This is a genomic window from Rhizobium sp. BK176 (assembly GCF_024808055.1).
On the sequence record NZ_JANUBV010000003.1, the window covers coordinates 427,152 to 440,006 of the forward strand.

At 56.0% G+C, this 12,855-nt stretch carries 6 protein-coding genes and 1 pseudogene; 6 read left to right on the forward strand and 1 reads right to left on the reverse strand.

What is annotated here, in order from left to right; all coding sequences use genetic code 11:
• Window positions 1-545 precede the first annotated feature (545 nt).
• From FHT76_RS14765 to tnpC, 6 genes and pseudogenes are all read left to right on the forward strand, one after another.
• Complete coding sequence (locus FHT76_RS14765) at window positions 546-3,437, forward strand: helicase-related protein (protein WP_259185641.1); 2,892 nt, start codon at window positions 546-548, stop codon at window positions 3,435-3,437.
• Window positions 3,434-4,219: a DUF4391 domain-containing protein gene (locus tag FHT76_RS14770; protein ID WP_259185642.1), complete on the forward strand. Its 786-nt coding sequence runs from the start codon at window positions 3,434-3,436 to the stop codon at window positions 4,217-4,219. The genes FHT76_RS14765 and FHT76_RS14770 overlap by 4 nt, the downstream gene beginning before the upstream one ends.
• Entirely contained in the window at window positions 4,216-6,153 is a 1,938-nt protein-coding gene (locus FHT76_RS14775; protein WP_259185643.1) for a DUF262 domain-containing protein, read from the forward strand. The genes FHT76_RS14770 and FHT76_RS14775 overlap by 4 nt, the downstream gene beginning before the upstream one ends.
• 35 nt (window positions 6,154-6,188) lie before the next feature.
• Window positions 6,189-8,246 (forward strand): site-specific DNA-methyltransferase, encoded by a 2,058-nt coding sequence (locus FHT76_RS14780; protein ID WP_259185644.1) that lies wholly within the window; start codon window positions 6,189-6,191, stop codon window positions 8,244-8,246.
• An 11-nt stretch (window positions 8,247-8,257) separates the two neighbouring features.
• Window positions 8,258-11,287 carry a type III restriction-modification system endonuclease gene (locus FHT76_RS14785; protein WP_259185645.1) on the forward strand — a complete coding sequence of 1,010 codons (3,030 nt, stop codon included), beginning with the start codon at window positions 8,258-8,260 and terminating at the stop codon, window positions 11,285-11,287.
• Between the two features lie 24 nt (window positions 11,288-11,311).
• A pseudogene (gene tnpC / locus FHT76_RS14790) lies at window positions 11,312-11,905 on the forward strand (IS66 family transposase); the annotation flags it as partial.
• Here tnpC and FHT76_RS14795 read toward each other — a convergent pair.
• A complete protein-coding gene (locus FHT76_RS14795) occupies window positions 11,844-12,815 on the reverse strand; it encodes a recombinase family protein (RefSeq protein WP_259185647.1) in 972 nt (323 codons plus the stop codon). The pseudogene tnpC and the gene FHT76_RS14795 overlap by 62 nt on opposite strands.
• Window positions 12,816-12,855 lie beyond the last annotated feature (40 nt).

Sequence of the window (12,855 nt, forward strand, 5' to 3'; positions counted from 1 at the left end):
GGAGTAGCCTGGCGACTTGGTTTAAACACGCCTTACCTCCCAGTCGTTTAAGGGGCGGCCCCTCACGTCCGGTATCCTCCTCCGCGCCCCTGCAGCTCAGAGTAGGGATAAAGTTAAAAAGGCTAAAAATTGGATTTACAATCAGAACGATAATGAATGAAATAAGCTGACCAGAAGTACCGGAGGGCTTATGCGCCTCCAGCAGCGCCAGCCGGCCGGGATCGACTATGGACTTGATAAAGAACACTGGCCGCGAACGAGTACTCGACAAGCTGGAAGAATGGCTTAACGCAGGCTCAGCGCTCGACATTCTGTCTCCCAGCTTGTCGCTGCATGCCTTCGCTGAAGTCCGCGAGCTCCTGAAGGGGGCAGAGTCAGTTAGGCTGTTGCTGGAAGACGGAGCCTCATTAACATCGTCATTGTTCGGTGGGCATTCTGATATCGGGTACCGGAACAGACTACAGGGCAGATGGCACGCCAGGTCGACGCTAGAGTGGCTTGGACGCCAAGTTCAGCTCCGCTACGCTGATAGGCTACCCCAATCCATGGCCATCGTCCGTAACGCTAGCCTGAGCAGGGCCGCGATCGGCGCATGTTCGCTGACGACTGAGGGGTTGGGCATAACACCGGGAAGCCGATTGGGACTGGTGCAGGCAACATCCACGGATGAGGAAACTGCAGCCTTCTCATCATGGTTCCAAAACGCTTGGGATACCGTTCCGGGCAGGCCCGATGCCGATGATCTGGAACGCGTTCTTGCCGACGCAGCATCTCAACGCGCACCATCCCTCATCTACTTCAAGTTTCTGTTCGAAATGTTCAAGGATTTGGGGGATGAGCTTGATGAGGAGCGCATCGTAAAATCCGCTACTGGCATCCGGAACACTACCGTCTGGAAGAAGCTCTTCAAATTCCAACGTGATGGCGTCGTCGGGGCAATCGACAAGCTAGAGCGCATCGGAGGATGTATCATTGCCGATAGCGTCGGCCTGGGTAAGACCTTCGAGGCGCTCGCGGTGATCAAGTATTACGAGCTCCGCAATGATCGCGTCCTGGTGCTCTGTCCCAAGCGGCTACGCGATAACTGGACCCTCTATAAAGCCAATGATCGCCGAAATAGCCTCGCAAGCGATCGCTTCAACTACGACGTTCTCAATCACACCGATTTGTCACGGGATGGCGGTACGTCGGGTGACATCGATCTCTCGCACGTAAACTGGGGCAACTACGACCTCGTGGTGATTGACGAGTCCCATAACTTCCGCAACAAGGCGACCCATAAGGACCGCGACACCCGCTACGATCACTTAATGAAGCGCGTGATCAAGGCGGGTGTGAAGACCAAGGTCCTGATGCTGTCTGCAACGCCGGTAAACAACAGGCTAGCGGACCTGAAGAACCAGATCGCCTTCATGACCGAAGGTAGCGACATCGCCCTGATCGATCACGGCATCCCGAGTATTGAAGCGACCATACGTAAGGCGCAGGGGCAATTTAACAGGTGGCTCGACCTGCCCGACGGCGAGCGTCGCACACCACGCCTGATGGACATGCTCGGCTTTGACTACTTCAAGCTCCTGGACATGCTGACCATTGCCCGATCCAGGAAACACGTGCAGCGCTATTACGGTACGGCTGAGACTGGGAACTTTCCCGATCGGCTGCAGCCGATCAACGTGAAAGCAGATGTCGACCTGGCTGGTGAATTCCGTCCGATCCGCGAAATCAACAACGAGATTAGGCGGCTCACGCTGGGGGCCTATGCACCGCTGCGGTACGTAGTGATGGACAAGCAGGAGGCCTACGACGCAAAATACAGTACCAAGATTCGGGGAGGCGAGAGCTATTTTCGTCAGGCCGACCGCGAAGAAAGTCTTATCCACCTGATGCGCGTCAATCTGCTCAAGCGGATGGAAAGCTCGGTGGCCTCTTTCGCTCTCACCATCAAGCGTCAGCTCGATGACGTGAACGCGTTGCTTGCCAAGATCGAGGCCCATGATGAATCCATCGATGAGCTTGCGATCGACGATGTGGACATCGACGACCCTGCGTTTGAGACGCTCCTGGTCGGTCGTAAGGTCAAGGTTCTGTTGCAGGACGTCGATCGAGTTCGTTGGCAGCAGGACCTGATTGAAGATAGGAACCGTCTCGCGACGCTCCTCTCGGCTGCACGCTCCGTGTCCGCAGATCGCGACGCAAAGCTATCGGCGCTGAAGGAGCTGATCACCCGCAAAGTTCACGCACCTATCAACGGCGAGAACCGGAAGATATTGCTGTTCACCGCCTTTGCGGACACCGCTGACTACCTTTACCGCGAGCTCGGCGCGTGGGCACGGGCGACTCTTGGAATCCATACGGCCGTGGTAACCGGTACAGGTGCAAACAAGACCACGCTTCAGAGCCTCCGCTCGGACATGAGCTCTATCCTCAGCGCGTTCTCGCCCCGGTCTAAGGAACGGCCTCTGGAACTGGCGGTTGAGGGTGAGATCGATCTTCTGATCGGCACGGATTGCATCTCAGAAGGCCAGAACCTTCAGGACTGCGATTTCCTCGTGAACTATGACATTCACTGGAACCCCGTCCGTATCATTCAGCGCTTCGGCCGCGTTGACCGTATTGGCTCCACGAACCAACGCATTCAGCTGGTGAATTTCTGGCCGAACATCGAGCTCGACGAGTACCTCGATCTGGAATCGAGAGTGAGTGGACGCATGGTCCTCCTTGATGTGTCCGCAACCGGTGAGGAAAACGTCATCGAGTTTCAGGCCGGCAACCAGATGAACGATCTGGAATACCGCCGTGCCCAGTTGCAGAAGATGCAGGACTCCGTGATTGATCTCGAGGACCTGTCCAGCGGCGTGTCCATTGCCGACCTCACGCTCAATGATTTCCGCATCGACCTCGCAGGTTATCTGCGCGATCACCGTGAGCAGCTCGAGGCATTGCCGCTTGGCACATATGCTGTGGTTTCACCGCCCGAGGACGAGTTTGGCAGTGCCGAACACGTCATCTCGCCGGGGGTCATTTTCTGCCTGCGCGCGGTTGGCGAAGCTGCGGAACGGTTGGCGGAGCCTGGGTATCCGCTGAAACCCCACTTCGTTGTCCATGTTGGCGACGAGGGAGAGGCCCTGTTGCCCTACACCCGTGCGAAGCAGGTGCTGGATCGCCTCAAGAAGGTTTCCATCGGACGCGATCTGCCAGACGCCCAGGCCTGTGGGCGGTTCGATAAGTCCACCCGCTTCGGGCGGGACATGGAGCTTTATCAAAAGCTCCTGGCGCGGGCCGTCGCCTCGATTGCGGGAAAGAGCGAGGAGCGTGCGGTCGCAAGCCTGTTCTCTCCGGGTGGTACACATGCGCTCAAAGGGGAGTTTGCCGGCATCAACGATTTCGAGGTCGTCGCATTCCTCGTGATCCTCCCGGAGACGAGCTCGGCATGAATGCAGCAGCATGCATCGGTGCTGTCGTTGACGCTCTCGGGTTACCCGCGAACGCGCGCGTTGACATTCGCGTGCCGAAGAAAATGCTCGTTGAACAGGGCGCGCCTACGTCGACCGACAAACGCGCTATTCAGAATGGCATTGATGAACTGGTGTGGTTTGCGGCGTGCAAGCCAGGAACTGTCGGCGTGCCGATCTTTGCGGACGATATACGCGAGTATTTCGAAATCGCAGTCATTGGCTGTGCATTTCGAGCTGGAGCAAAAAGCAGCCGACTCATAGAACTCATTCATCGCGCCATCCCTTATCCCGTCATTTTGATCACGGCTGATGATCAAGGCATCGACGTGTCCTTGGCCCATAAGCGGCGGGCTCAAAACGAAGCGGACAAGGTCGTCGTCGACAGAGATGCTACCACACATCTATCCGATCCGACGACGCCGACACCGAACGAGAAGGCCTTCCTCGATAGCATGGCGCTTTCGAAGCAATCGCAACGGGACTTGTACGCACTGTATGACGGGTGGATTGCACGGATTGAGGCCATGAACGCGGCCCACCTGGTCGGCTCTTTCTCGGTGACGACAGACGAGAACCAGATTACGCGCCGCCGAGCGGCGATTGAGGACTACGAGAGGCTGGCCAAGGAAAACTCGCTTTTGCGGTCCCAGGCGGCAAAGGCGAAACAGATCAATCAGCGCGTCGATCTCAACCAAAAGATAAAGGCGATCGAGCGCGCCATGGAACAAGCAAAGCAGGAAATGGGGGGCGAGCAGCGATGAGAATTTCGACCATTCTGGACCATATCGACAGCGGGCATATGGCCCTGCCAGAATTCCAGCGAGGGTATGTCTGGAACACCGAACAGGTGCGTGGTTTGTTTACTTCGCTCTACCGACGCCACCCCGTGGGAGGGCTGCTGGTCTGGGCGACGGAATCTGTCACGGCCAATCATCGCGGTGATGGTCAGCTCGCGTCCGGGATCGTGAAGTTATTGCTGGATGGCCAGCAGCGGGTCACCTCCCTCTACGGTGTCGTCCGCGGCAAGCCACCCGCGTTCTTTGACGGCAAAGCCAAGGCCTTTACGGGTCTGTATTTCAACCTCGCCTCTGAGACGTTTGAGTTCTTCCAGCCGCTGAAGATGTCAGGCGACCCGCTCTGGATCGACGTATCTGCACTAATGAAGTCGGGCCATAAGGGTGTCGGGAACATCATGGCTTCCCTCGGGCCGACACCTCCCGTGGAGTATTATGGTCGGCTAAGCCAGCTGCTCGGTATCCTGGACACCAACCTCCATGAAGAAGAGGTGACTGGCGCGGACAAGACGCTCGATGTGGTTGTCGACATCTTCAACAAGGTGAACAGTGGCGGCACCAAGCTCTCCAAAGGCGATTTAGCGCTGGCTAAAATCTGCGCGGAGTGGCCTGACGCCCGCACCGAGATGAAGGGCAAGCTGAAGGCCTGGAACGAAGCGGGGTACGACTTCAATCTCGATTGGCTCCTACGCTCGATCAACACCGTGCTGACCGGTGAGGCCAAATTCCTTTACCTGCACAATCAGTCTGCCACCGATATTCAGGACGGCCTCAAGCGGGCCACCAAGCGCATTGACGCCTGCCTCAATCTCATTTCCGGCAGGCTTGGTTTGGACCATTCACGGGTTTTCTTTGGCCGCTTCGCCGTTCCCGTTATCGTGCGCTACCTGGATCAAAAGGGCGGTGTGCTGGATGAGGTTGAGCGGGACAAGCTTCTCTTCTGGTTTGCGCAGGCTGGCATGTGGGGCCGTTATTCGGGCTCAACCGAATCCTTCTTGGACAAGGACCTGGAGGCGCTGGAAGGCGCAGACGGTGGGCTGGACAAACTCCTGGAGCAGTTGCGGCTTTGGCATGGCGGATTGCGGGTCGAGAAAGGCCACTTCACCGGCTGGAGCCTCGGTGCCCGCTTCTACCCCGTTCTCTACATGCTGACACGAATGGGAGCATCCAAGGACTGGGGAACGGGCATCGAACTGAAGTCCGGGCTTCTGGGGAGAATGAATGCACTTGAAGTGCACCACATCTTCCCCAAGGCCCAGCTCTACAAGCAGAAGGTCCCGCGGTCCCAGGTGAACGCGATTGCCAATTTCTGCTTCCTGACTAAGGACACCAATCTCAATATCCGCGACACGCTGCCCGAGGTCTATTTCCCGAAAATCGAATCGAAGCATCCGGGCGCTCTGGCGTCGCAGTGGATTCCGATGGACGAGTCCCTGTGGAAGATTGACCGTTATGCCGACTTCCTCGAGGCTCGTAAGGAATTGCTGGCGGCAGAGGCAAACAAGCGGTTTGCCTCGCTGCTGCATGGTGATGACAGATGGATTGCCGAACCTGCACGGGTATCAACGATTTCCACGAGCGCTGCTGCCGGCGGCATTTCCAGCGCTGATGAAGAAGCAGAACTGCAGGCGATCAATGATTGGGCGGTCGAGCAAGGCTTCACCGATGGGGTCATTGCCTATGACCATTCAAACCCGGAGACAGGAGATCAGATCGCGGTTTTCGACCTCGTCTGGCCGAACGGTCTCCAGGAGGAGTTGTCAGAACCGGTCGCCGTGTTACTGAACGAAAACGACGAGACCATTGCCCTTGCAAGTGCCGCAGGCTTCCGCTGCTTCACAAGCGCCGCGGCTTTCGTGGACTACGTCAAAAAGGAAATGCTCGGACGACAGGCGGCCTGAGGCCGCTGTTGGAACCCGAATGAAATGGATGTGCGATGAAGAAGCTCGAACTTAACGACCCTGAAACCAAGAGCGCCGATGTAGTCTCAGAGAATATCAGCGCGTTGCAGTCAATATTCCCTGACGCTTTCCGAGAGGGGAATGTTGATTTTGACGTCCTCAAGCAACTTCTTGGTAGTGCAGTTGATGATCAGGAGGAGAAGTACGGTCTGAATTGGTACGGAAAGCGGAAAGCCCGCCAGATCGCGCTGACACCATCCGTTGGTACACTCCTGCCTTGTCCTGAGGAAAGCATCGATTGGGAAACCTCCCGCAATCTGATGATCGAGGGCGACAACCTTGAAGTTCTTAAACTACTTCAGAAGAGCTACGCGCGTCAGGTTAAATTAATTTATATCGATCCCCCGTATAATACAGGGAATGATTTTGTTTATCCTGACGACTTCCGGGAGAGCGTCAAAAATTACCTTAGAATTACGCAGCAGGTTGATAGTGATGGTTATAAGATAACTTCGAATCCTGAAAGTTCAGGACGATTTCATGGTGATTGGCTGAGCATGATGTTGCCACGACTGAAGCTGGCTCATAGGTTGCTTCACCAAAAGGGCATAATAATTATAAGTATAGATGATAAAGAAATTAGCAATCTTAGAATCCTTTGCGATGAGGTATTCGGGCAGGAAAATTTTGTCGCTAACATCGTCTGGGAAAAAGGACGAAAAAACGACGCGAAGCTTATCTCCTCGGGCCACGACTACATGGTGGTCTATGCAAAAAACAAGGCTTCCCTAACTGAGAGCGGTGTCAAATGGCGTGAGGCTAAGCCTGGTGCTGCAGAAATTCAGATGGAATATCTGCGTTTGAAAAATTTGCACGGCAGTGACACTGCCTCTATTCAAAGTAGTCTGCGAGACTTCTATAAGTCGCTGCCAAAAGATCATCCGTCGAAGAAACTATCACGATACGGAAACGTCGATGAGCGTGGAGTGTGGCGCGATGATAACATGTCGTGGCCGGGTGGCGGTGGCCCGACCTATGACGTAATTCATCCTACAACAGGAAAGCCCTGCAAGGTTCCTGAAGGGGGCTGGCGGTACTCAACGCTCGACAAAATGCGCGAGATGGTAGAGGCCGGGCGTGTAATGTTCCGGCCCGATGAATCGGAACCGCCAATTCGCAAAACGTATTTGGTTAGAGGGGACGATGAGCTTGACGATGAAGACCAGGACGAATCGGGCGACAGCGAAGATGTCGGTATCCAGGTAGCAGGCTCGTATTTCTACAGGAGCGCCCTTCAGGCATCCAACCTGATGTTGAGCATGTTCGGCTCGAAGATATTCAACAACCCAAAAGACCATGAAGTACTGGCGCGTTGGATCAACTATGCGACTAATGGTGACAAGAACGCAATAATCATGGATTTTTTCGCGGGTTCCGGAACTACCGGACACGCCGTGATGGCGCTGAATGCAAAGGATCAGGGTAGCAGGCGCTACATACTGGTGCAGTTGCCAGAACCGCTTAATCACGAAGACAAAGAACAAAAAGCTGGTGCCAAATTCTGCGATAAAATGGGGAAGCCAGCTAATATCGCCGAGCTGACCAAGGAGCGCCTTCGCCGATCTTCTCAAGCAGTGCTAGAAGTTGGCACCGCTATCGATAAGGGTTTCCGCGTCTTCAAGCTCGCACAGTCGAACATCAGGGCTTGGGAGCTTGTGCCTTCCGATCTCGAAGGATCGCTTCTGGCACACGCCGAACACATTGTTCCGGGCCGCACTGAGCAAGACATTCTATACGAGCTTCTGCTCAAGCTTGGCCTCGATCTCTGCGTCTCCATGGAGACGCGACAGATTGCAGGAAAGACTGTTCACGCCATTGGCGGCGGTGCTCTGATCGCTTGCCTTGCGGATGGCCTTACCAAGGATGTGGTTGAAAGCCTTTCGGCGGGCATTGTCGCCTGGTGGAAGCAGCTTGCGCCGGCCGTTGAAACACGGGTCGTCTTCAAGGATTCCAGCTTCGCTGATGATGTTGCCAAAACCAATATGGCGGCGATCCTCAATCAGAATGGCATTCTCGACGTGCGCAGTCTGTAAGGGAGGGCGGGATGAAGCTTCATTTTGAATCTGATCTCGATTACCAGAAGGCGGCGATCGAGGCGGTATGCCAGCTTTTTCGCGGGCAGGAGATAAACCGCACCGAATTTACCGTGACACGACGCTCGGCTGGCGGCGTGCAGGGCGAACTAGGCTTTGTCGAGAATGCGCTTGGCATCGGTAACCGGCTGACGCTGCTCGACGACGAAATCATGTCCAACCTCAAGGACATCCAGTTGCGCAACGGGCTGGCTCCGTCTGGCTCGTTGAGCTCTGGCGATTTCACCGTGGAAATGGAGACCGGCACGGGCAAGACCTATGTCTATCTCCGGACAATCTTCGAATTGAACAAGCAGTTCGGCTTTACCAAGTTCGTGATCGTCGTGCCGTCGGTTGCCATTAAGGAAGGCGTCAACAAGACCCTCCAGATCACCGAGGACCATTTCAAGGCACTCTATTCGGGCCAGCCTTACGACTATTTCCTCTACGACTCATCCAAGCTCGGCCAAGTGCGGACTTTCGCAACCAGTCCCACCATCCAGATCATGGTGGTCACGGTTGGGGCGATCAACAAGCAGGAGGTGAACAACCTCTACAAGGATAGCGAGAAGACTGGCGGGGAAGCGCCGATCGACCTCATCCGTGCTACGCGCCCCATCATCATCGTAGATGAGCCCCAGAGCGTTGATGGTGGCCTTCAGGGCCGCGGCAAGCAGGCTCTCGACGCCATGAACCCGCTCTGCACGTTGCGATATTCCGCGACCCACGTGAACAAGCATCACATGGTTTATCGGCTGGATGCCGTCGACGCCTATGACCGCAAGCTAGTGAAGCAGATCGAGGTCGCTTCGCTAGAGGTCGAGGGTGGTCACAACAAGGCCTATCTGCGGTTCTTGTCCGCGCGCAATGTGAAGGGAACGATTTCCGCCCGGATTGAAGTCGACGTTCAAAGGAGCGGTCGCGTTCAACGCGAAGAGATCACCGTCCATGATGGCGATAACCTGGAAGAGGAAACCGGCCGCGCCATCTACAAGGACTGCCGGATTGGAGAAATACGCCTCGCGGGCAGCTCGTCCTTTCTCGAGGTCAGAACGGCAGGTTCCGAGGCCTTCCTGGAACCGGGGCAAGCCATCGGTGACGTCGATGCCGACGCCATCAAGCGGCTGATGATCCGACGTACCATTCAGGAACATCTGGAGAAGGAAAAACGCCTTGCGCCCCTCGGGATCAAGGTGCTCAGCCTTTTCTTCATCGATACGGTCGAGCACTACCGCTCCTACGACGACAACGGAAATGCGGTGAAGGGCAAATATGCGACGATCTTCGAAGAGGAATACCGCCGGGCGGCCAAGCTTCCCGAGTTCGTGAGCCTGTTCAAGGAGGTGGACGTCAGCTCCGACGCTCAGGAGGTGCATGACGGCTACTTCTCCATCGACAAGAACAAGCGGTGGACGGATACGGCCGAAAACAACCAGGCCAATCGGGATAGCGCTGAACGCGCCTATAACCTGATCATGAGGGAAAAGGAGAAGCTGCTCAGCTTCGACACCAAGCTCAAATTCATCTTTTCGCACTCGGCGCTGAAGGAAGGCTGGGACAACCCCAATGTCTTCCAGATTTGCGCGCTGCGCGAGATGGGCACCGAGCGGGAGCGCCGGCAGACGATCGGACGCGGACTTCGGCTCTGCGTCAACCAACAGGGCGAGCGACTACGGGGCTTTGAGGTGAACACCCTGACGGTGATCGCCACCGAGAGCTACGAGTCCTTCGCCGAAAATCTTCAAAAGGAGATCGAGGCCGACACAGGCATCCGCTTTGGGATCGTCGAGGAGCATCTTTTCGCGAACATTCCGATGGTCGCCGATAGCCCTTCGCAGGGACCGGGGATGGAAGAGGAAGGCTCAGCATACGATGCAGGTGTCCCTGACGTGTTGGGGTATGAACGTTCCTCGGACATCTATCGCCATCTGCGCGCGTTGGACTTTATCGACCGCCACGGCAAAGTGCAGGATAGCCTGAAGACCGCCATCAGGACCGGAACCCTTGCACTGCCAGCCGGCCTTGAACCATACCTCCCGGCCGTCACTGGGATTCTGCGAAAGGTCGCAGGCCGTCTTGAAGTTAAGAACGCCGACGAGCGCAAGCCGGTGGCGATCCGCAAGGAGGTGTTTCACAGCGAGGAATTTCGTGCGCTGTGGGACCGGATCAAGCATACGACGACCTATCGGGTTCAATTCGACAATGAGCAACTTATTGCCGATTGCGCGCGCAATATCGCCAACGGGCCACCGATCGCAAAAGCTCGTGTGACCGTCCGGAAGGCCGATCTCGCGATCGGCCAGGGCGGTGTGCTCGCCAAGGAAACGTCGAGTTCTGGACCGATTGCCATCGACGAAGGCGACATCGTGCTTCCCGACCTCTTGACTGATCTCCAGGATCGAACACACCTCACGCGGCGCAGTCTCGTGACGATGTTGATCGAAAGCAAGCGGCTATCGGACTTCAAGAGGAATCCACAGGCGTTCATTGAACTGGCGGCTGACATCATCAATCGCACGAAGCGCTTGGCCCTGGTGGACGGCATCAAGTACCAGCGGATAGGTGACCAAGACTTCTACGCCCAGGAACTGTTTGAGCGAGAAGAGCTGACCGGCTACCTGAAGAACATGCTGACCAACACCCAGAAGTCTGTTTACGAGCATGTCATTCACGACTCTGCCGGCGTGGAGCGGACTTTCGCCGAGCAGATGGAAAAGAACGACGCCGTGAAGGTCTATGCGAAGCTTCCAGGCTGGTTCAGAATTCCGACACCTCTCGGCACCTACAACCCCGACTGGGCTGTACTGCTAGAGGTCGACGGCCGAGAGCGCCTGTATTTCGTTGTTGAAACGAAGGCCAGCCTGTTCACCGACGATCTACGTGATCAGGAGGCGGCGAAGATCGCTTGTGGCGAAGCCCATTTCCAGGCTCTGGTACGAGACAACAATCCGGCGAAGTACGTCCATGCGACAAAGCTAGAGGATGTGTTCGACCACGTTTAATCGACACATCGAAGGCGGAAATCGGTTATCGTGCCGGATCGTGTTGGGCCGAACATCCAACTTGCCTGTTGTTGGGCGCATACTCGTCGCAAGCTGGTCGAGATCACCCGGAACGGATCAGTGCTGATTGCGGAGGAAGGCGTGCGGCGGATCGGTGAACTCTATCGGATCGAGACAGAGCTGCGCGGCCTTCCCGCAGACGTTCGTCTGGCTGGAAGGCAGGCACGGTCAGGTCCGTTGATCGTAGGCATGCGAGGCTGGGTCAGCCACCATCGCACCCGCGTTGCTTGCAAGTCGCCTCTCGGCGAAGCGCTTACCTACATCGCCAAATACTGGGACGATCTTTGCGTCTTCCTGAGCGACGGCCGCATCGAGATCGACAACAATACCGTCGAGCGGACCATCAGGCCGATAGCGCTAAACCGAAAGAACTCTCTCTTCGCCGGTCATGACTCTGGAGCGGAGAATTGAGCGACCATCGCATCGCTCGTCGAAACCTGTAAGCTCAACGCCGTCGATCCATTTGGCTATCTGAGCAGCACGCTAACAGCCCTCGTTAATGGCCATAAGCAGAGCCAAATTGCGCATCTCCTGCCTTGGAACTACCGGGTGGGTTAGACAGTCGGCCCAAGGCTGTTGTCCGTTGGCGAGGTAAAGCTTGCCTCCGTTTTACTTTTTTCCAGAGTGCGTCCGAGACAATCCGAAGCGTCGGAACCTCTTGAATGATGTGTTGCTCTGGCGAGTTGAGCCGAGACACCCGGCGTTCGCTCACTGGGTTCTTTCGGTATACGAGCCTGTTGAACACCAGGCGAACGATGTACATTTGATTATTCAGAATTCCGCTACCTCTTCGCCGGTGTCCCCGGATCGCCGTTCCTCTCCAAGCCTGCCCGCGAGGGCCTGGTATACCCTGCTCATTGAGGATTTCTGCGATGGCGTCAGGACTTAGGCCTTTCACGTATTGCTCAAAAATCCACACGATCACGGCCGCCTCAGCGGCAATGATCTCCCTCAGGCCACGGATCGGTTCGCCGTCCGCTCCAATCATCTTTTTGATCGAGTAGCCGTAACAAATGCCGCCGGGAACTCGGCCCGTCTTCGCTACGGTTTTCATGCCTTCCCTCGTTCGATATCGAACCTGCTCTAGCATCTCGCTATTCAGGACGGCCCTCAGGCCAAGCTCCATGGCTGACACCTGAGAGCCGCCATGCACGGTCCAAAGTTCAATGTCGTGGAATTGAAGCAGCTTCAAAACTTTGGCGCTGTGTTCCAGGTCTCGCGATAGCCGGTCAAGCGTAAGGCAGAGTAGGACATAGTAGGCACCCTCTCGCGCCCCTTTCAGCGCAGCCTGAAGGCCTGGCCTTGTTTCGAAACTAGCGCCGCTAATGCCAGCATCAACATATGTCCCGCTCAGCGTCCAACCACGTTCCACAACAAACGAAGTCCCCAGATCAAGCTGGGTTTCTATCGAAGCTGGATTCTGTTGATCTGTTGAATACCGCGCGTAAATGACCACCCTCTTGCACATATTAGCCTCCCGATAACTATGGCAGGCAAAGGTATCACGA

Excerpts from the sequence above, each read along its gene's own strand:
- FHT76_RS14765 (WP_259185641.1), top strand. The coding sequence starts at position 546 with ATGGCCATCGTCCGTAACGCTAGCCTGAGCAGGGCCGCGATCGGCGCA.
- FHT76_RS14770 (WP_259185642.1), top strand. The coding sequence starts at position 3,434 with ATGAATGCAGCAGCATGCATCGGTGCTGTCGTTGACGCTCTCGGGTTA.
- FHT76_RS14775 (WP_259185643.1), top strand. The coding sequence starts at position 4,216 with ATGAGAATTTCGACCATTCTGGACCATATCGACAGCGGGCATATGGCC.
- FHT76_RS14780 (WP_259185644.1), top strand. The coding sequence starts at position 6,189 with ATGAAGAAGCTCGAACTTAACGACCCTGAAACCAAGAGCGCCGATGTA.
- FHT76_RS14785 (WP_259185645.1), top strand. The coding sequence starts at position 8,258 with ATGAAGCTTCATTTTGAATCTGATCTCGATTACCAGAAGGCGGCGATC.
- FHT76_RS14795 (WP_259185647.1), bottom strand. The coding sequence starts at position 12,815 with ATGTGCAAGAGGGTGGTCATTTACGCGCGGTATTCAACAGATCAACAG.